Genomic DNA, 19,746 nt, shown 5'->3' with positions numbered 1-19,746 from the left:
AGGTTAAGCACCCATAAAAAAAGCAAGGCGACAGTTCAATGATACCTCGGCCACGGGGTGGGGGGAGTCTTTTCTGGCAGGAAAAAGGTGTCTGGGCGCAGCGAGTTCTTTTTCCATAAGAAAAGATTTCCCCCGCCGCGGGGCCAGTCCCAGTTTCCCGCAAAATAAACCTGCTCAGTCTTTCAAGCGAATTTTGACGCAGACTCTTGATGCCCGCTGTTAATGCTAAGCGCCATAGCCTCGGCAACTTTAATGCCGTCTATGGCCGCCGACAGAATGCCGCCGGCATAGCCCGCGCCTTCACCGGCCGGGTACAACCCGTGAGTATTGATGCTCTGAAAATCCTTGCCCCGCTTGATACAAATAGGTGCAGACGTTCGGGTTTCTACACCGGTCAATAGCGCATCTTCCAAAGCAAAGCCTTTAATCTTTCTGTTGAAAACCGGAATAGCCTCGCGGATAGCCTCGATGCAAAAATCAGGCAGAGCTTTCGACAAGTCGGTCAGTTTGATGCCGGGCTGGAAAGAGGGCACTACACTGCCGACCGTCTCTGAGGACGTTCCTTTTAAAAAGTTACCCACTTTCTGCGCCGGCGCATCGTAGTTGGAACCACCTAACACGTAGGCATTACGTTCGAGTGCTCGCTGGAAATCGATCCCTGCCAGTGGATTGCCCGGGTAATCTGACGGGTCAATACCCACCACAATCGCGCTGTTGGCATTACGCTCGGCACGGGAGTACTGGCTCATACCATTGGTCACCACGCCATGCTCTTCCGATGCGGCGGCAACCACAGTGCCACCCGGGCACATACAAAAACTGTACACAGAGCGGCCACTTTTACAGTGATGAACCAGTTTATAGTCGGCGGCACCCAGAATCGGGTTGCCCACATTTTTGCCAAAACGCGCCTTATCAATGACAGATTGCGGGTGCTCGATGCGGAAGCCAACAGAAAACGGCTTGGCTTCGATATACACATTGCTATCGTAGAGCATCTGGAAAGTATCGCGAGCACTGTGGCCAATCGCGAGTGCGATGTGTCTGGAATTGATCACTTCGCCATCGGCTAATACCACACCGGTAATCTGGCCGTTGTCGATCTGGACATCGTCAACGCGGGCGCTGAACCGTATTTCGCCGCCCAGCTCAATGATTTTCGCACGCATATGCTCAACCATGGTGACCAGCCGAAAAGTGCCAATGTGCGGCTTGCTGACAAACATGATCTCGTCCGGCGCCCCAGATGCCACAAACTCGGTTAATACCTTACGACCGTAGTGATTCGGGTCTTTCACCTGGCTGTACAGCTTACCGTCAGAGAAGGTTCCGGCACCGCCTTCCCCAAACTGCACATTGGATTCGGTATTAAGGATTTTCTTGCGCCAAAAACCAAAGGTGTCTTTCGTACGCTCACGCACCTCTTTGCCGCGATCCAGAATAATGGGCTTATAGCCCATCTGCGCCAACACCAATCCGGCTAACAAACCACAGGGCCCAAAACCGATAACAACCGGGCGTTCCTGTAAATCTGCCGGCGCGCTAGCGACGAACTGATAGCTCATATCCGGAGTTTCTTTGACCAACTGATGGTCAGCAAACTTCTCGATCAGGAATTCGTTTTGTGTCGTCTCAACATCGAGCGTGTAAATAAGCACGATATTGGTTTTTTTACGGGCATCGTATCCGCGCTTATGCACGTGCACGCTAACCAGATCCTCGGCCATGATTGATAAACGATCCAATACAGCGCTGGTCATCGCCTGATCATCGTGATCAAGCGCCAGTTGAATATTCGTCAGCCGTATCATTTTGAAACACCCTCAACTTCCATCACCGTTCTAACGTCAGATCGCTCAATAATCTTCACCAGAGTCGATTGAATCGCCTCGTCTTTCCGTGCGTCGGTATCGCTCGAAAATGCCTGCTTCTGAGGCTCTGCGTTCTCCTCCGCAACAAATGAAACCACCACTTTTGTCGCAGATCCTGGTGTTTCACCAAAGTATTCCAACGAAATCAACGGATAGCCATCAAAGCCTTTCTTAACCAGCTTCGCGATCCGCTTCTTTGCCTTATCAATATTCATAATAAAAGCCCGCTGATAAACAGCTCAAAAAACAAGTATAAGTGAAACAGGCCAATTCCCTAAAAAAGATAAAAGTCGATCCGACCAGTTTTAAAATTTATGGGGTCGTAACTACAAAGTTAAGTCGGTAGCGGGGTGGGGGAAGTCTTTTCTGGCAGGAAAAAGGTGTCTGAGCGCAGCGAGTTCTTTTTCCATAAGAAAAGATTTCCCCCGCCGCGTGGCCAGTCACCCAAGCTCAGCTAATTCACCCCTCGCGAGTATCAAGATAACGCTGCAACTGCTCCCGCAAAACCTTAGGCAAACGAGTAATCGTCAAAGAATCCTTGTCGCGGTCATAATAAACCGCCTGATTCATCAAATCCGAAGAAAATGACACGCTCATACCACCGCCCGATCCCCCAATCCGCACCAGCTTCTTCACCTTACGATGATCCGGATGCAACACGCCGCTCTCCGGCAATTCCGCCGTTTTACTGGCAAACTCGCGAAAACGCTCAGGCTGGTCCTCATCCAGATAACCCGATAAGGCCTCGATGGCCACCGGCTCCCCCAGAGCGTGCTGCTCCTTGCAGAACTCATAAGCGCGGCTGCGCACTCCGCCGGCTTTATCCGGCTGCTCGTTTTTCGCGAAAGCTTCCACCGCGTCCAGAAACGTCATCGTCTCTTTTTCCACATCCACCTGATTGGTAAAACCGCACAGACGAATAAACAGCTCACCCGGCTCAGCGGTGCCGCGGGCGTGTACCAGCGTCAGATAATTGCTGTCGCTGCTGCCACCGCCATCACGCTGCCAGTCGGTAAGCTCGATCCGCAGTGCCAGGTTCAACCGTGAAAGGCTGAGAATGTCGGTGGCGTCTAACGCCTGGTTGCCATCAAATCGCATGGCGCTGTCTGCTTCTATAACCAGCAAGTACGCAACCTCTGTATCCGCCAGGGCCTCGTGCACCAGCATCAAATGGCCGTGATGCTCTTCCTGACAGCCGCTGAGAAGCTCCTGCCATTGATCGAACAATCTGCTGCTCATGGCCGCAAAACCCTGTTTGCCTTCCAGATAATCTTTTATCCAACTACTGAAAGGGCTTTCGCCAATATCGTCAGAAAAACGACCAAACTTCTTTCCGGGTTTGGCGTTGAACAAACGCTTCATCTGTTTGTGCAGGGCTTCGTAATCGCCACCGGGCTCTTCCAGAGCTTCGCCGCTGCGCAAGCGTGCGGGTTGCCCCGGCTGATATTGGCTGGCGAAGGCAGTGCGAAGATGTTTGATAGCCATGAAGTAGCAGATTCCTGATTGATGAACGAATAAGGGCGGGCCTGATAGCAGCTCAAGCAGCTAAGCATTGTAATGGTTTTGGCGGGGAGTTCGGGACTTTCAGACAGATTTGCCACATTTATTCAGAAGACTGCGTACATACAGATCAACACATGCGGACCCACCGCCTTCAAATTCTTCAAATTGGATGCCAACCTGAAATTGGTTCTGTGCGATTCGTCGAAAATGCACAATATTACCCGCGGCGACAATGATCGGCTGTGCCGGTTGTAAGGGCACTGAAAAATGGGCTTTCACCGGCATGCGGTTTCCCGGTGCCAGCGCGCGGTTACCCTGAGTTAACTGATCAGCCGTTAATAGATCGCACGATATCATCACACCTGTGCGCGACAGGTTTGTAGTTGTGCAGTTGCACTGACAACCGTCGGGTCTTTCAATAACGATTTTGGCCGCAACGTAAACTCGTTGTTGATCGCGTAGATTCGGTTGTGTAGACGTAAGTTTCATAGGCAGCGGTCGGACTCAATATGTCTGATTATTATGTGGTTGGAATTTTTTTATTTTACAGTGTGGCAGATTATTCGATTTTTTCCGGATGAATGTTCACAAATTTTCATTTGGAATGATCCATTGTTGATGAAACAGGTTTCGGCTTTTACTGTAGCGGCGCGCTCGACTGGTGTAAAATATCGCTCTCCATTCATTTGCGTGCTTACGCCCGGCGCCAGGAATTACGAACCGCTTTATGATAGAAAAAACTGAAAACACGCAAACCAGTAACGGTAAAGTTGGCTTTATTAGCCTGGGTTGCCCCAAGGCTCTGGTAGATTCCGAGCGTATTCTGACCCAGCTAAGGTTGGATGGGTATGATGTAGTACCAACCTATAAAGACGCCGATATTGTAGTGGTGAACACCTGCGGCTTTATTGATGCGGCAAAACAGGAATCTCTGGACGCTATTGGCGAAGCCATAAATGAAAATGGCAAAGTCATCGTGACCGGTTGTATGGGCGTGGAAGCAGACAAAATCCGTAAAACCCATCCCGGGGTGCTGGCTGTATCCGGCCCCCATGCGTATGAAGAAGTGGTCGGTGCGGTACATCAGTTTGTGCCGCCCACCCGCAAGCACGACCCGTTCACCGATCTGGTGCCGCCCCAGGGTATCAAACTGACGCCGCGGCATTACGCCTACCTCAAAATCTCCGAGGGCTGCAACCACCGCTGCACCTTCTGCATAATTCCGTCTATGCGCGGCGATCTGGTCAGCCGGCCCATTGGCGATGTGATGGACGAAGCCCAGCGGTTGGTCGACGCTGGCGTTAAAGAATTATTGGTTATTTCCCAAGACACCTCGGCTTACGGTGTAGACACCAAATTCCGCACCGGTTTCTGGCAGGGCCGCCCGATTAAAACCAAAATGCAGTCGCTGTGCGAAGCATTGGGTGAAATGGGCGTTTGGGTACGGCTGCACTATGTGTACCCGTATCCCCATGTGGACGACATTATTCCGTTAATGGCGGAAGGGAAAATCCTGCCGTATCTGGATATTCCGTTCCAGCACGCCAGCCCGAAAGTGCTGAAAGCCATGAAACGACCGGCCCACGACAGCAAAACTCTGGACCGCATTCGTAAATGGCGTGAAATCTGCCCGGAACTCACCATTCGTTCTACCTTCATAGTGGGCTTTCCCGGTGAAACCGAAGAAGATTTTCAATACCTGTTGGACTGGCTGGACCAGGCGCAACTAGACCGCGTGGGCGCGTTCACCTACAGCGCGGTTGAGGGAGCCAAGGCTAACGAGATCGAAGGCGCCGTACCAGAAGATGTCAAAGAAGAACGCTTGGAGCGGTTTATGACCAAGCAAGCCGAAATTTCAGCCGCCCGTTTGCAGGCGAAAATTGGTACAACAATTGACGTGCTGATTGACGAAGTAGACGAAGAAGGCGCCATCGGGCGGTCAAAAGCCGACGCGCCAGAGATTGATGGCATGGTGTATCTGAATGACGCCACGGGATTGGTGCCCGGGCAGATTGTTCAGGCGGTGGTTGAGCACGCTGACGAGCATGACCTTTGGGCGACTTTGGTCTGATCGTCTATTGAAACCAAAAAAGCCGCCTCTGATCTCAGGGGCGGCTTTTTGCTTTTATTCAAACCAAATCTTGCGCCGATCAGACAATGTCGATCAGCATTTCACCCGGGGTTACCCGGTCGCCTTTCGTTATGTAAATTGCCGCGATTTTGCCGTCAATATCAGCGTGCACTTCGGTTTCCATCTTCATCGCTTCGGTGATCAGTACGGCTTGGCCGGCACTCACCGTATCGCCCTCTTTCACCAGAACCTCGACTACATTGCCGGGCATGGCGGTGCTGACGTGGCCGGGCATGGATGCCTTTTTTCGGCCGCTGCTGCTTTGTGCCACATAGTCGTTGAGGGATTCAAAGACCACCTCTTCCGGCATTCCGTCGAGCGAAAGGTATAGCTTGCGCTTGCCCACACCGGATTCGCCGGAGCCGGTAACCGCCACTTCGTAGCTTTCACCGTGCACTTCAATGCGGAATTCAGTGGCAACACCGGTAACCAGGCGATCACGGGATCTTGTTTCTGGTGGCAACAGGGCCTCCGGCACCAGTGTGCCGTCTTTGCGTTGTTGCAGGAATTCGCGGCCAAGGTCAGGGAACATGGCGAAGGTGAGTACGTCTTCCTCGTTCAGGGCCAGTTCGCCAATGTCTTTGCGCAGCTTGTCCATTTCGGGTCTTATATGGTCGGCCGGACGGCCTTCGTCAACGGTTTCATTGCCTATGGCTTTTTTACGTACGTCGGCGTTCACCGGCGCTGGCGGCCGGCCGTAACCACCCTGCAGGTAACGCTTTACTTCGTTGGTGATGGTTTTATAGCGCTGGCCGGCCAGTACGTTATACACCGCCTGAGTGCCCACAATCTGCGAGGTGGGCGTAACCAGCGGCGGAAAACCAAGGTCTTCCCGTACCCGCGGAATTTCGTCGAACACTTCGCGGATACGGTCCAGCGCATTCTGTTCTTTGAGCTGGTTGGCCAGGTTGGACATCATGCCGCCGGGCACCTGATTAATCTGAACCGATACGTCTTCGCGGGTGAACTCGCTTTCGAACTGCTGGTATTTTTTGCGTACTTCGCGGAAGTAATCGGCGATTTCGCTCAGCAGATTCAAATCCAGGCCGGTGTCGTAAGCGGTGCCTTTCAGCGCGGCCACTTGGGATTCGGTCGCCGGATGACTGGTGCCCGAGGCGAACGAAGAAATAGCCGTATCCATGCGGTCCACGCCGGCTTCAATGGCTTTGAGCTGGCATAAAGGCGCCAAGCCAGAGGTGGAGTGGCTATGAATCACCAATGGCAGGTCGACTTCCGCCTTGATGGCTTTGACCAGGTCGTAGGTGCCGTAAGGCGTCAACAGTCCCGCCATATCCTTGATGGCAATGGAGTCGGCGCCCATGGCCTGCATGTTTTTGGCTTGCTGTACAAACAGTTCTGCAGTGTGCACCGGGCTGGTGGTGAAGCAGATGGTGCCTTGGGCGTGCTTGCCGGCTTTTTTCACCGCTTTCATAGCGACTTCAATGTTGCGCAAATCGTTTAGCGCATCAAAAATCCGAAATACGTCGACGCCGTTGTCCGCGGCTTTTTGCACAAAGGCTTCCACCACGTCGTCTGCGTAGTGGCGATAGCCCAGCAGATTCTGGCCCCGCAGCAGCATTTGCAGGCGCGTGTTGGGCAGTGCTTCCCTCAGCTGGCGTAGGCGCTCCCAAGGGTCTTCTTTCAGAAAACGCACGCAGGCGTCAAAGGTGGCGCCGCCCCAGACTTCCAGCGACCAATAGCCTACCTGGTCCAACTTGCCGCAGATGGGCAGCATGTCTTCTGTACGCATGCGGGTGGCAATCAGCGACTGGTGCGCGTCACGCAGAATCAGGTCGGTGACTTCAATTCGTTTTGCCTGGCTCATGATCTTATTCTCCTGTGAATTACCAGCCTGAATGCGCGGCGATGGTGGCGGCAATGGCGAGCGCAATGGCACTGGGGTGGCGTTTGGTTGAATATTTCAAAAGTTCCGGGTGGCTGGGCACAAAGCTGGTGTCAAAGTTGCCAGCGCGAAAATCCGGATGCGCCAGAATCTGCTGGTAATATTGGGCTGTGGTTTTGATGCCGTGCAGGCGCATGTCGTCCAGAGCGCGTTTGCCACGGGCGATGACTTCGTCCCAAGTCAGCGCCCACACCACCAACTTCAGGCACATAGAGTCGTAATAGGGCGGGATTTCGTAGCCGGTGTAGATTGCGGTGTCGACCCGCACGCCGGGACCGCCGGGCGCGTAGTAATGGGTAATTCGGCCAAAACTGGGCAAAAAGTCGTTTTTCGGATCTTCCGCGTTGATGCGAAATTGCAGCGCATAGCCGCGAAACTGAATGTCTTCCTGGCGATAACTCAAGGGTAGGCCGGCGGCAATGCGCAGTTGTTCACGCACAATATCCACACCGGTGATGGCCTCGGTGATGGTGTGTTCCACCTGCACCCGGGTGTTCATTTCCATAAAGTGTACTTCGTTGCCGGCCAGCAGAAATTCCACGGTGCCGGCGTTTTCGTAGCCTACGGCTTCGGCCGCCCTCACCGCCAGGGCACCAATGTACTGTCGTTGCTCCGGCGTAAGCTGCGGGCTTGGTGCGATTTCAATCAGCTTTTGGTTGCGCCGCTGTATCGAGCAATCGCGTTCGAACAGGTGAATAACGTTGCCGTGGCTGTCCGCCAGTATTTGAACCTCAATATGGCGCGGATTCACAATGCACTTTTCCATAAACACTTCGGCCGAGCCAAAGGCCTTGGTGGCCTCAGAAATGACGCGCGGATACTGGGCCGTCAGTTCCTGAGGTGTGTCGCAACGGCGAATACCCCGGCCGCCGCCGCCTGACGTCGCTTTCACCATCACCGGGTAGCCAATTTCGTTGGCCATTTTCAAAGCTTCATCCAGATCTGCAAGATTCCCGTCGGAGCCAGGTGTGATGGGTATGCCGGCGGCACGCATGCTGTCGCGGGCCTGAGTTTTATCGCCCATCTTATGAATGACATCGGATTTGGGGCCGATAAACGCCACGCCTTTTTGTTCGCACAAGCGCGCAAAGTTGGCGTTTTCTGATAAAAAACCGTAACCGGGATGGATGGCGTCGCAGCCAGTTTCTACCGCCAGGTTGACAATTCGGGCTGGGTCCAGATAGCCCGCTAGTGGGTCTTCGCCCAACGAGTAGGCTTCGTCAGCGCGCTTTACGTGTAGGCCATAACGGTCTGGCTCGGTGTAAATGGCGACCGAGCGTATGTCCATTTCCGCGCAGGCTCGCACAATGCGGACGGCGATTTCGCCGCGATTGGCGATGAGTACTTTCTTCAACATCGGAGATTCCTCATTTCTTCGTCCCTAATGAAGGTAATAAAACCCGAATGACGCACTCGAAAAGATTAACGCTCTCGACTCTTTCGTAAAAATTGATATTATTTTGTTTAAGTATAAGTAATTCCTTATGAGTCGATTCAGAGGGCCCCCACGCCATGCCGTTAACCATTCAGAATCTTGCCAGTCGCCTGACTTTTCGCCAACTTCAGGTATTTAAGGCGGTTTACGATTTAAAAAACTATAGCAAGGCAGGGGAGTTGTTGGGATTAACGCAGCCGGCCATCAGCAGCCAGGTGCGACATCTGGAGCAGGCACTGGGGTTGCCGATGTTTGAGTACGTTGGGCGCAAGCTCTATTGCACCGCCGCCGGTGAGGAAATGGCTAAATGTGTGCGTTCGGTGTTTGCCGCCCTGGAGAAGATGCAGAACAATTTGGCGGCGCTGGAAGGGCAGGTGGCCGGGGAGTTACGGCTTGTCGCGGTGAATACGGCGCAATATGTGGTGCCTTATATGTTGGGGGCGTTTTTGCAGCTAAACCCGCAGGTCACCGTGTCAGTGTCGGTGGTGAACCGCGCAACGGCGCTGCAACGGCTGAATGACAACGCCGACGACCTGGTGATTATGGGTATGGTGCCGGCGGAGCGGCCACTGACGTCTTTGCCGTTTCTGGACAACGAGCTGGTGCCGGTGGTGCCCAAGGGCCATCCGTTACTTGGGCAAGCGAACGTCAACGCTCAGGCGTTTCTGGACAGCGGTTTACTGGTGCGGGAGAGCGGTTCGGGCAGCCGCCTGGCGCTGGAACTGTATTGTCAGAATCAACGTCTACGGGCGATTCCAAGTATGGAACTGGGCTCTAACGACGCGGTAAAGCATGCGGTGTTGGCTGGCCTGGGCGTGGCGGTTTTGCCGAAACTGGGGGTGCTGTCCGAGCTCGCCCTGGGCAGCTTGAGCATTGTGAATATTGCCGGGTTTCCGCTCAGGCGCAGCTGGTGCGTGGTGTATCCCCAAGCGCGCCACCCAACCCCGGCCATGCGGGCGTTTATTGATTATGTGCAGCAGAATATCCGTCGGTTTGAGCAGTTGTTCCTCAGGCGCTCCGGGCCATAGAAGCGCCTGAGGCGTCAATTCAGGCGTTGAGTTTTCTTTGCAGAATTTCGGTGAACAGGCGCGGGTTACCCTGGCCTTTTGAGGCTTTCATTAACGGCCCCATAAAACCGCCCATCAGCTTCTTTCGCTTTTTCTCGTCGGCTTCCTGGTACTGGGCGATCTGCTCGGGCATGCCTGCCAATACTTCATCCACAATGGCTTCCAGAGCGCCGGTGTCTGAAACCTGTTTCAGGCCTTGAGCTTCTATTATGGCGTCAGCCGCATTCTCTTTAGAGCCGCCGTCGCCATTCCACAGTGTTTCGAACACCTTTTTTGCGCCTGAGGACGACACCGTGTTGTCTGCGATGCGCGCGACAAGCTGGCCCAGTTGGGTGCCGCTTATTGGCGCCTGCGCTACAGTTTTGTTGTCTGTGTTCAGGCGCGCCAAGAACTCGCCTAGCACCCAGTTTGCGGCCAGCTTGGGGTCTTTGCAGTGAGCGGCGGTGTCTTCAAAAAATGCTGACAGGCGAGCGTCGTCGCTCAACAGGCTGGCGTCGTAGTCGTTCAGGCTATATTGCTCTTTGAAGCGTGCTTTGCGGGCATCCGGAAGTTCTGGCAACAGAGCGCGCGCACTTTCGATAAAGGCATCATCGATCACCACCGGCAGCAGATCAGGGCAGGGGAAGTAGCGGTAATCGTTGGCTTCTTCTTTGCTGCGCATAGAGCGCGATTCGTCGCGATCGCCGTTGTACAGACGGGTTTCCTGAATGATGCGACCACCGTCTTCCAGAATGTCCATCTGCCGTGCTACTTCATGGGCGACGGCCTGCTCCATAAAGCGGAAGGAGTTCAGGTTTTTGGTTTCGGTGCGGGTACCCAGGGTGTCAGAGCCTTTGGGCTTGAGTGAGATATTCACGTCAAAGCGCAGCGAGCCCTGGCTCATGTCGCCGTCACAGATGCCCAAGGACGACACCAGACTGTGCAGCTTTTTGGCGAAAGCGACGGCTTCTTCGGCGCTGTTCATATCCGGCTCGGTAACAATTTCGATCAGCGGAGTGCCGGCGCGGTTTAAGTCGATACCGGTCATGCCTTGAAAACCCTCATGAAGGGATTTGCCGGCATCTTCTTCCAGGTGTGCGTGGTGGATGCGAACGCGTTTGCTGCGGCCACCGGCTAAATCAACGTCCACGAAGCCTGGGCCCACAATAGGGTGGTCCAACTGCGTGGTCTGATAGCCTTTGGGCAAATCCGGGTAAAAGTAGTTTTTGCGGTCGAACACCGAGCGCCGGCCAATTTCGGCGTTTACCGCCAAGCCAAACATCACTGCGTAACGGAAGGCCTGTTCGTTGGGCACCGGCAAGGTGCCAGGCATGGCCAGATCAACTGCGCTGGCCTGGGTGTTGGGCTCGGCGCCGTAAGCGGTGCTAGAGCCGGAAAAAATCTTGGTTTTGGTGGCAAGCTGAGCGTGTATTTCCAACCCGATCACAATATCCCACTGCATAACGGTTCTCCTGATTCGGGTTTACTGGGGAAGTTTCTGGTGCCAGTCGGTAACTTGCTGGAACTGATGAGCTGCGTTCAACAGGCGGGCTTCTTCAAAGTAATTGCCGATTATCTGCAGGCCCACCGGCAAACCGCCGACAAAACCGGCCGGTACCGACATAGCCGGAACGCCCGCGAGATTTACCGCAATGGTAAATATGTCTTCCAGGTACATGGTCACCGGATCGCTGGTTTTCTCGCCCTGTATAAACGCCGGCGACGGCGACACCGGACTCATCAGCACGTCCACGTCTTTAAACGCATTGATGAAATCCTGTTGAATAAGACGACGTACTTTCTGCGCTTTTAAATAATAGGCGTCAAAGTAGCCGGCGGACAGGGCGTAGGTGCCGACTAATATGCGGCGCTTCACTTCGTTGCCAAAGCCTTCGGCACGGGTGCGGGTGTACAGGTCGTTCAGATCCTGCGGGTTGTCGCAGCGATAGCCGTAACGCACGCCGTCAAAGCGCGACAGGTTGGCGGAAGCCTCGGCCGGAGCGATGACGTAATAGGCGGCAATAGCCAGTTCGGCGTGGGGCAGGGACACTTCTTTCACTGTGGCGCCCAGCTTTTCGTATTCCTTCACCGCGTTGCGGACCTGCTGTTCCATGGCGGGATTGAGCTGGTCGGAGAAATACTCTTTCGGCAGGCCCACGCGCAGGCCTTTTAAAGGCTGGTTCAGAGTTACGGTGTAATCCTGCACGGCGCGATCAGCAGAGGTGGAGTCTTTCGGATCGAATCCGGCCATTACATTCAACATCAGCGCGTTGTCTTCGGCGGTGCGCGCCATGGTGCCGCCCTGATCCAGGCTAGAGGCGAAAGCGATCATGCCGTAGCGTGACACCCTGCCATAGGTGGGTTTCAAGCCGGTTACGCCACACAGCGCTGCCGGTTGGCGAATGGACCCGCCGGTGTCGGTGGCGGTGGCGGCCGGCACCAGGCGCGCGGCGATGGCCGCTGCAGAGCCACCTGAGGAGCCACCGGGCACGCGCCTCTCGCCCTTATTCAAGCCCCACGGGTTGGTCGCCGGGCCAAAAAAGCTGGATTCGGTAGACGAGCCCATGGCGAACTCGTCCATATTGGTTTTGCCCAGGCACACGGCGCCAGCAGCGCGAAAATTGGCCACGACCGTAGCGTCATAGGGCGGCACAAAATCAGCCAGCATTTTCGATCCGGCGGTCGTCGCCACGCCGTTGGTGCAGAAAATGTCTTTATGGGCAAAGGGTACGCCGGTCCAGACGCTGGCGTTGCCGGCCGCGCGCTGTTCGTCAGCGGCTTTGGCATCGGCCATGGCAAGGTCTTCGGTGACGGTTATAAAACTGTTGTACTGGTCGTCTTCTGCTTTGATGCGATCAAGGAACTCGCGGGTCAGTTCCACGCTTGAAATCTTGCCGCTTTCCAGTTCGCGGGAAAGCTCTGCTACGGATTTGTTATGCATGTTCAATCCTGATGGTGTGGTTCGTCAGATCACTCGATTCCCTTTATTCACTCAATTATTCACTCAATCACTCGGGGTACAAGATAGAGGCCGCCCTCGGTGGCGGGAGCCATGGCCTGGAAGGCTTCGCGCTGGTTGCTTTCGGTGACTTCGTCGGCGCGCAGGCGCTGTACCGCATCCAGTGGGTGGGCAAGAGGCTCTACGTTGTCAGTGTTGGCGGCGCTGAGTTGGTCAACCAGGCTGAGGATGTTGCTCAGGTCGTTTTCCAGTGCGGGTATCTGTTCGTCATCAAGACGGATACGGGCCAGTACGGCGACTTTTTCAATGTCTGCGCGGGAAATGGTCACGTTGACTCCGGTTCTTTGCATTTGATATTTCGACAGCGCCGTAATTCTTTACGGCGGAGTTTAGATCGGGTGGGCTTGGCAATAAGGCCGATATAGTAACAGATTCGTGGCCTGGCGGGAGAGGCGCGGCGGCCTTCTGAAGAAGGCGCCTCCTCGTCTTCGAGAGCTTGTGTCGAAACCTATTCAACTGGCCTGGCATCGTCCAGCAGGTCTTCGGAGGTGGCGTCGCCGCGCTCCTCGCGCACCTGCTTGGATATGTGAGTGTCCGGGGCTACATTGAGCGCTTCATCGGCTGGCGTCAGGGGTATGGCTGGTGGTGTGATTGGGCTGGTGTTCGTGGTTTTCGAATCTGCTTCTGAGTGCTCACCTGAGATTGTGGTTAACAAAGCCGCCGGAACCTGGTCGAAACGCAGGCGATAAATAGGCTCAGGCAATGTAAATCCTCGGGTTTCCAATGCGTTTTTGGCGGCGCGAATAGATAGGCTGCGGGCCTTACCGTAGTCGGAGTCGCGCTGGTCTATCCAGGCCATGAATTTGATCAGTATGTTGGAATCACCCACGGAGTCGATGATGCCGTGGGGTTCGGGGTCATTCAGTATCCAGTCCAGTTGTTGCAATGCGGTCAAGCCGGTTTGTATGGCCTGGGCGGGATCGTCTTCGGCGTCTACACCCAGCACGAATTCAAAACGGCGCTGGGGGTTGCGGCTGTAATTGAGGATAACGGCTTTAAATACGGTGGCGTTGGGGATGCGCAGGTGGTTGCCGTCAAGGGTCATCAGTACTGTTGAGCGTGATGTGAGGCGCACCACAACGCCTTCGTAGTCGTTAATGACCACGTGCTCTTGGGCGCGGAAGGGCTGGCGGATGCTGAGCATGATGCTGGAGATGTAGTTCTCCATGGAATCTTTGACCGCAAAACTGATGGCCAGGCCCAGAACGCCGGCGCTGCCCAATAGGGTGCCCATCAGGGCGGTGGCGCCAAGCACGTTGAGGGCCACTAGTAGGCCTAGAATAATGGTTAGCAGCCGCAAGGCATGACCTGCAAGCTCGGCCAGGAAGGGATTGTGGGTAAGCTTTGACCAAAGCCGTGTGTTGCCCGCCAGTCGATGCCCGGCGAAGGCAACAATGACAAAGATCGCGAAGGCGACCAAAAATAAAGGAAGCGCTCTTACCCAGCCGCGTAGGGTGTTTTGCAGCGAGTCCCACATGGGGTTCAGGTTGTCTTTCAGGTCCAGTGTGCGGACCACTTGATCGTCTACGGCTATTGCGCCGTCAATTCGGCCGGCCATTTGCAGGGCGCGTTGGGCCTGGGCTTCGTTTGCAACTTGCCCTGACACGGCTACAACGCCGCTGCTAACGCCGACTTCAAGTGATTCGAACTGTCGAATTTGGGCAAAAATACCGGCAATGCGCTGGGCAATAAGTGCGTCGCTGCCTTCGCCTGGTTCCAAGGCAATGATGGCCGCTGTAGGCGTTTCACCTTGCTCGGCCGCGACAGCAGGAAACGGACTAGCGGCAATAGCCAGCGCCAGAACAATCAACAGGCGCCAGACCATTGCCGCATTTACCGAGAGTGCTGGCGGCTTAATTGCTGGCATCCTTTGCTGCGCCTTCAATCGCACCACCGGCCGCTTCGATGTCTTGACCTACGCCCGCGGTGGTGTTGCAGCCGGACAAACCGCCGGCAAGCGCAAGAACCATCAATAAAATTGAGGCATTGATAATTTTCATGGTAAGTCTCCACTATTGCGGGTTGATCCGCCCAGCCAAGGCATTGGTGTTAGCTATTATCAATCTAATCAAAGTCTAATTGCTGACCTTCGTCAAACCGCAAGTCGCTCAAAACAGCATTTTGGCCCCGTAAATGCATGACGGTTTGTTCATGCTAGGGCAGGTCATTTGCATTTGCGAAGGCTGCGCCTTGCCTGTGCGGGGGGGCGCTGCTAAAGTTGCCGCATCTTTTCGCAGCCGCCACTCTCAGGTTGAAACTACACGAATGTTGATTAAAAGACTCCGAGGATTATTCTCCAGCGATCTGTCCATTGATTTGGGCACCGCAAACACTCTTATTTATGTGCGCGGTCGCGGCATTGTATTAAATGAGCCTTCCGTTGTAGCCATTCGTACCACTAATTCGCAGAAAACGGTGGCCGCTGTTGGCGCCGAAGCCAAGCGAATGCTGGGCCGCACCCCGGGCAATATAAGTGCCATTCGCCCGATGAAAGATGGCGTAATCGCTGACTTTGTGGTGACGGAAAAAATGCTTCAGCACTTTATTCATAAAGTGCATGAAAACAGCTTTATTACCCCCAGCCCTCGGGTATTGGTGTGTGTGCCCAGCAAATCCACTCAGGTGGAACGCAAGGCCATTCGCGAGTCGGCCATGGGTGCGGGTGCGCGCGAAGTGTTCCTGATAGAAGAGCCTATGGCGGCGGCCATCGGTGCCGGCCTTCCAGTGGAAGAAGCCAGCGGCTCGATGATTGTGGATATCGGCGGCGGCACCTCTGAAATTGCCATTATTTCTTTGAACGGTATTGTTTATGCCGATTCGGTGCGGGTAGGCGGTGACAAGTTTGATGAAGCTATTGTCACTTATGTGCGTCGTAACTACGGCAGCCTGATTGGTGAATCCACTGCGGAGCGCATCAAGCATGAAATTGGTTGCGCCTACGAAGGTTTGGAAGTTCGTGAAATTGACGTGCGTGGCCGCAATCTGGCTGAAGGTGTGCCGCGGGCGTTCACGCTCAACAGCGAAGAAATTCTAGATGCTCTGCAAGAGTCCCTGGCGCAAATTGTCCAGACCGTTAAAAGTGCTCTGGAGCAGTCGCCACCGGAACTGGCCTCTGATATTGCCGAACGCGGTATTGTGCTGACCGGCGGCGGCGCCCTGTTGCGCGGGCTGGACAAATTGATTAGCGAAGAAACCGGCCTGCCGGTGATCATCGCTGAAGACCCGCTGACCTGTGTCGCTCGTGGTGGTGGCAAAGCGTTGGAAGTGATTGATCGCGGCGGCATTGGAATGTTCTCCCAAGAGGGCTGATCCCGTGGGGAGAATAAGCTATTAAAACCATATTCGTGCAGGGACCGGTTCCGGGATTCCGGTTGCTGCTGGTTGTGGTGTTGGCGCTGGCGTTGATTGTTGCTGATGCCCGCTTCGACAAGCTGGGAGTGGTACGCAGCACGCTGGCCACGGGGCTGACGCCGGTCTACTGGCTGGGCAATGCGCCCACTCAATTTTCTGATTGGGTTGCCAGCCTGTTCGTCAACAAAGATGACCTCAAGCGTGACAACGACGAATTGCAGGCGCGGCTGCTAATTCTGGAACGTCGTGCTCTGAAATATGCCGCTCTGGCCTCTGAAAATAATGAACTGCGCCGCCTGATGAACTCCTCCGAAGTGCTCGACGACCGCGTTATAGTCAGCGAAGTTGTGAGCGTGTCGCCCGACCCGTTTTCCCATGAATTGGTCATCAATAAAGGCCGCAGCGACGGTGTTCACAAAGGTCAGGCCATACTGGACGCCGGCGGCCTGATGGGGCAGGTGATTCAGGTCAGCCAGATAACCGCGCGCGTTTTGTTGGTATCTGACAGCAGCCATGCGGTGCCGGTAGAAGTGGTGCGCAATGGCCTGCGGGCTATTCTGTTGGGCACCGGCAAAGCTAACAGTCTGGAACTGGTGCACGTTCCGGATACGGCCAACATTCGTGAAGGTGATCTACTGGTGAGTTCCGGCTTGGGCGGGCGCTTCCCCCGCGGCTATCCGGTCGCTGAAGTAAGCCGCATCAGCAAGGAACCTGGCGAGCCGTTTATCACTATTGAAGCCACACCCACCGCCAAGCTCAATCAGAGCCGTATGCTGTTGGTTGTGTTTCAAGCTCCTGTTCCCGATAACCAGCGGTCAGAAAATCAGCTTGAGCCTGCGCAAGACGGCAATCGTTTGCAGGAGGAACGCTGATGCTGTCGGTGATTAGCTACCCGGTGTTTGCTCTGTCGGTGCTGCTGGCGCTGACGCTGAGCATTGCTCCAGTGCCTTCTGGGTGGCTGGAGTTTCGCCCGGAATGGCTGGCGTTAATGGTGTTTTACTGGACGGTGCGTGCGCCGGCGCAATTTGGCGTTTTCCTCGCTGCCGCTCTGGGTCTGTTGCTGGACGTGCTGGAGTCAACGCCACTGGGTGTGAACGCCATGGCCATGGCGGTTGTGGCGTTTCTGGTTCTGACCGTACACCAGCGCCTGCGCATGTACCCATTGCCACAACAGTGCGCCATTGTGTTTCTGTTGGTGGGTATTAATCAGATGCTGGTGCACGTTATCAAACAGGCCCTGGGGGCCGACAATACCGGTTTCGGCTATTTGTGGCCGGCGCTAACCAGCGCGGTGATTTGGCCTTTTCTGAGCTTGTTGCTGGACAATATAAATCGCCGACTGGGCTAGGCCCGCACAAGAGGCAGTCAATGCAGACACTGATACTGGCTTCGGCTTCTCCGCGCCGCGCCGAATTATTGCAGCAAATTGGCGCACTCTTTGACGTGTGTCCTGCCGCTATTGATGAAACCCCTCGGCCCGCTGAGCCTGCCGCCGACTACGTTGAACGCATGGCGCGAGAAAAGGCGCTATTAGTGGCTGCCGCCGCGCAACCCGGTGCACTGGTATTGGGCTCGGACACCTCGGTGATAATGGACGGCGTCATTCTAGGGAAACCCGTTGACGCTGCGGATGCCAGGGCCACACTGGCGGCGTTGTCTGGGCGCGCACATCAGGTGCTCACCGCTGTAGTGCTGGCAAGCGCAGATGGTTGCCGTTCTTGCCTGGTCACCACCAACGTCAGTTTTTGCACTCTGACGGAGGCACAAATTGACGCCTACGTAGCCACCGGCGAGCCCATGGACAAAGCCGGTAGTTACGGCATTCAGGGCCTTGGCGGCATGTTTGTTGAACAATTGCAGGGAAGTTACAGCGCGGTGGTGGGTTTACCGCTTCAGGAAACCGCGGCATTGCTGAGCGCAGCAGGCTATCCTGTGTGGAACCAGTGGCCATGCAGTAAGGAGCGCCAATCATGAGTGAAGAAATTCTAATCAACGTAACACCGGTAGAAACCCGTGTTGCGCTGGTTGAAAACGGGATGTTGCAAGAAGCCTACATCGAACGCGCCAGCCGCAAAGGTATTGTCGGCAATATTTACAAAGGCAAAGTGGTGCGGGTGCTTCCAGGTATGGAAGCCGCGTTTGTTGATATCGGTCTTGAGCGTGCGGCCTTCATTCACGCGTCCGATGTGGTTACCAGTCAGCCCGGCAGTGACGACATTAGCGACGGACCCCGTGTGGTGCCAGATATTCGCACCCTGCTGCGCGAAGGCCAGTCGCTGGTGGTGCAGGTTACCAAAGATCCTATTGGCACCAAAGGCGCACGCCTGACCACCCAGCTTTCGATTCCTTCCCGCTATCTGGTTTTTATGCCGGGTGTTAACCATATTGGCATCTCCCAACGCATTGAAGATGATACCGAGCGTGCCCGGCTCAAGGCGATCGTGAATGAAGCCGCCTCAGAGCAGGCGTCTTCCGTAGCCATTCAGGGCGGTTATATTATTCGCACCGCTGCAGAAGCTGCCAGCGAAGAAGACCTGACCGCCGACATGAAATATTTGCACCGGCTTGGCCAGTCTATTAACGAGCGCATGGACAAAGTTCAGGCGCCAGCGGTGATTTATCAGGATCTGCCGCTGTTTATTCGCACCATTCGCGATCTGATTCGTCCTCAGACTGAAAAAGTGCGCATCGATAGCCGTGAAAGCCATCAGCGGGTGATGGAATTTGTGCACGAGTTCGTTAGCGAGTTTGCCGACAAAGTGGAGTATTACCCAGGTGAGCGCCCGATTTTCGATCTGTATTCGGTAGAAGATGAAATCCAGAAGGCTCTTAGCCGCAAAGTGCAGCTAAAATCCGGCGGCTATGTGATTATTGACCAAACCGAAGCGATGACCACGATCGATATCAATACCGGGGCATTTGTTGGTCACCGCAATCTTGAAGAAACGATTTTTAAAACCAATCTTGAAGCGGCTCGTGCCATCAGCCGCCAGCTGCGCCTGCGTAATCTGGGCGGCATTATAATTATCGACTTTATCGATATGGAAGACGCCGAACACAAACGCCAGGTGCACCGCATGCTGGAGAAAATGCTGGAACGGGACCACGCCAAAACCAAAATTACCGGGGTATCCGAACTGGGCCTGGTGGAAATGACCCGCAAGCGCACCACCGAATCCCTGGGCCAAGTGCTGTGTGAGCCCTGCCCGATTTGCGACGGTCGTGGCTTTCTGAAAACGGGTGAAACGGTGTGTTATGAGATTTTTCGCGAAATATTGCGGGTGAATCGCGCGTATGACACCGAAAGCTATCTGGTAATGGCGTCGCAAAGCGTTGTCGACCTGTTGGTTGATGAAGAGTCGGATAATGTGGCCGATCTGGAAACCTTCATCTGCAAAACCATTCGCTTTCAAGTCGAACCTTTCTACAGCCAGGAGCAGTACGATGTTGTGCTGTTGTAAGCTTGCTGTTGGCAACCGGCGTTTGG

General features: G+C 54.8%; 18 protein-coding genes. 7 read left to right on the top strand and 11 right to left on the bottom strand.

Going from position 1 to position 19,746, the window contains the following annotated elements; all coding sequences use genetic code 11:
• Nucleotides 1-182: 182 nt before the first annotated feature.
• The 4 genes from MIH19_RS14830 to MIH19_RS14815 all read right to left on the bottom strand — a co-directional run bounded on the left by MIH19_RS14830 (nucleotide 183) and on the right by MIH19_RS14815 (nucleotide 3,863).
• Nucleotides 183-1,811 carry an NAD(P)/FAD-dependent oxidoreductase gene (locus MIH19_RS14830; protein ID WP_249005596.1) on the bottom strand — a complete coding sequence of 543 codons (1,629 nt, stop codon included), beginning with the start codon at nucleotides 1,809-1,811 and terminating at the stop codon, nucleotides 183-185.
• Nucleotides 1,808-2,086, bottom strand: a complete 279-nt coding sequence (locus MIH19_RS14825; RefSeq protein ID WP_249005595.1) for a hypothetical protein — start codon at nucleotides 2,084-2,086, stop codon at nucleotides 1,808-1,810. Before MIH19_RS14825 ends, MIH19_RS14830 begins: the two co-directional genes overlap by 4 nt.
• A 244-nt stretch (nucleotides 2,087-2,330) precedes the next feature.
• Entirely contained in the window at nucleotides 2,331-3,356 is a 1,026-nt protein-coding gene (locus tag MIH19_RS14820) for a nucleoid-associated protein (protein ID WP_249005594.1), read from the bottom strand.
• 99 nt (nucleotides 3,357-3,455) lie between these two features.
• The gene (locus tag MIH19_RS14815; protein WP_249005593.1) at nucleotides 3,456-3,863 is read right to left on the bottom strand and encodes a PilZ domain-containing protein; all 408 of its coding nucleotides are present in this window, start codon (nucleotides 3,861-3,863) and stop codon (nucleotides 3,456-3,458) included.
• A 238-nt stretch (nucleotides 3,864-4,101) separates the two neighbouring features.
• On the opposite strand from MIH19_RS14815, the gene rimO reads away from it, so the two are divergent.
• A complete protein-coding gene (gene rimO / locus MIH19_RS14810; RefSeq protein ID WP_249005592.1) occupies nucleotides 4,102-5,445 on the top strand; it encodes a 30S ribosomal protein S12 methylthiotransferase RimO in 1,344 nt (447 codons plus the stop codon).
• Nucleotides 5,446-5,524: 79 nt separating this feature from the next.
• Here the strand turns inward: rimO and oadA are convergent, their stop codons facing one another.
• Both oadA and MIH19_RS14800 read right to left on the bottom strand, forming a co-directional pair.
• Nucleotides 5,525-7,330, bottom strand: a complete 1,806-nt coding sequence (gene oadA, locus MIH19_RS14805) for a sodium-extruding oxaloacetate decarboxylase subunit alpha (protein ID WP_249005591.1) — start codon at nucleotides 7,328-7,330, stop codon at nucleotides 5,525-5,527.
• 19 nt (nucleotides 7,331-7,349) lie between these two features.
• Nucleotides 7,350-8,765 carry an acetyl-CoA carboxylase biotin carboxylase subunit gene (locus MIH19_RS14800; protein ID WP_249005590.1) on the bottom strand — a complete coding sequence of 472 codons (1,416 nt, stop codon included), beginning with the start codon at nucleotides 8,763-8,765 and terminating at the stop codon, nucleotides 7,350-7,352.
• Between the two features lie 155 nt (nucleotides 8,766-8,920).
• Here MIH19_RS14800 and MIH19_RS14795 point away from each other — a divergent pair, with 155 nt between their 5' ends.
• Entirely contained in the window at nucleotides 8,921-9,871 is a 951-nt protein-coding gene (locus MIH19_RS14795) for a LysR family transcriptional regulator (protein ID WP_249005589.1), read from the top strand.
• Nucleotides 9,872-9,890: 19 nt separating this feature from the next.
• Here the strand turns inward: MIH19_RS14795 and gatB are convergent, their stop codons facing one another.
• From gatB to MIH19_RS14770, 5 genes are all read right to left on the bottom strand, one after another.
• On the bottom strand, nucleotides 9,891-11,351 hold the full coding sequence (gene gatB, locus MIH19_RS14790) for an Asp-tRNA(Asn)/Glu-tRNA(Gln) amidotransferase subunit GatB (RefSeq protein WP_249005588.1): 1,461 nt from the start codon (nucleotides 11,349-11,351) through the stop codon (nucleotides 9,891-9,893).
• Between the two features lie 21 nt (nucleotides 11,352-11,372).
• Nucleotides 11,373-12,830 carry an Asp-tRNA(Asn)/Glu-tRNA(Gln) amidotransferase subunit GatA gene (gene gatA / locus MIH19_RS14785; protein ID WP_249005587.1) on the bottom strand — a complete coding sequence of 486 codons (1,458 nt, stop codon included), beginning with the start codon at nucleotides 12,828-12,830 and terminating at the stop codon, nucleotides 11,373-11,375.
• A 59-nt stretch (nucleotides 12,831-12,889) separates the two neighbouring features.
• Nucleotides 12,890-13,177: an Asp-tRNA(Asn)/Glu-tRNA(Gln) amidotransferase subunit GatC gene (gene gatC / locus MIH19_RS14780; RefSeq protein WP_249005586.1), complete on the bottom strand. Its 288-nt coding sequence runs from the start codon at nucleotides 13,175-13,177 to the stop codon at nucleotides 12,890-12,892.
• A 179-nt stretch (nucleotides 13,178-13,356) separates the two neighbouring features.
• On the bottom strand, nucleotides 13,357-14,775 hold the full coding sequence (locus tag MIH19_RS14775) for a mechanosensitive ion channel family protein (protein WP_249005585.1): 1,419 nt from the start codon (nucleotides 14,773-14,775) through the stop codon (nucleotides 13,357-13,359).
• The gene (locus MIH19_RS14770; protein ID WP_249005584.1) at nucleotides 14,762-14,908 is read right to left on the bottom strand and encodes an entericidin A/B family lipoprotein; all 147 of its coding nucleotides are present in this window, start codon (nucleotides 14,906-14,908) and stop codon (nucleotides 14,762-14,764) included. Before MIH19_RS14770 ends, MIH19_RS14775 begins: the two co-directional genes overlap by 14 nt.
• A gap of 268 nt (nucleotides 14,909-15,176) precedes the next feature.
• Between MIH19_RS14770 and MIH19_RS14765 the strand changes: the two genes are divergently transcribed.
• The 5 genes from MIH19_RS14765 to rng all read left to right on the top strand — a co-directional run bounded on the left by MIH19_RS14765 (nucleotide 15,177) and on the right by rng (nucleotide 19,720).
• On the top strand, nucleotides 15,177-16,217 hold the full coding sequence (locus tag MIH19_RS14765) for a rod shape-determining protein (RefSeq protein ID WP_249009019.1): 1,041 nt from the start codon (nucleotides 15,177-15,179) through the stop codon (nucleotides 16,215-16,217).
• Between the two features lie 62 nt (nucleotides 16,218-16,279).
• On the top strand, nucleotides 16,280-17,131 hold the full coding sequence (mreC, locus tag MIH19_RS14760; RefSeq protein ID WP_249005583.1) for a rod shape-determining protein MreC: 852 nt from the start codon (nucleotides 16,280-16,282) through the stop codon (nucleotides 17,129-17,131).
• Nucleotides 17,131-17,607 carry a rod shape-determining protein MreD gene (gene mreD / locus MIH19_RS14755; RefSeq protein ID WP_249005582.1) on the top strand — a complete coding sequence of 159 codons (477 nt, stop codon included), beginning with the start codon at nucleotides 17,131-17,133 and terminating at the stop codon, nucleotides 17,605-17,607. The genes mreC and mreD overlap by 1 nt, the downstream gene beginning before the upstream one ends.
• Nucleotides 17,608-17,627: 20 nt before the next feature.
• Nucleotides 17,628-18,233 carry a Maf family protein gene (locus MIH19_RS14750; protein ID WP_249005581.1) on the top strand — a complete coding sequence of 202 codons (606 nt, stop codon included), beginning with the start codon at nucleotides 17,628-17,630 and terminating at the stop codon, nucleotides 18,231-18,233.
• The gene (gene rng, locus MIH19_RS14745) at nucleotides 18,230-19,720 is read left to right on the top strand and encodes a ribonuclease G (protein WP_249005580.1); all 1,491 of its coding nucleotides are present in this window, start codon (nucleotides 18,230-18,232) and stop codon (nucleotides 19,718-19,720) included. Before MIH19_RS14750 ends, rng begins: the two co-directional genes overlap by 4 nt.
• The last annotated feature ends 26 nt before the right edge of the window (nucleotides 19,721-19,746 follow it).

It is taken from the genome of Marinobacter sp. M1C (assembly GCF_023314135.1).
Classification (GTDB): domain Bacteria; phylum Pseudomonadota; class Gammaproteobacteria; order Pseudomonadales; family Oleiphilaceae; genus Marinobacter.
Note: the sequence above shows the minus strand (reverse complement) of the source record. Positions and strands in the feature narration are given on the sequence as shown.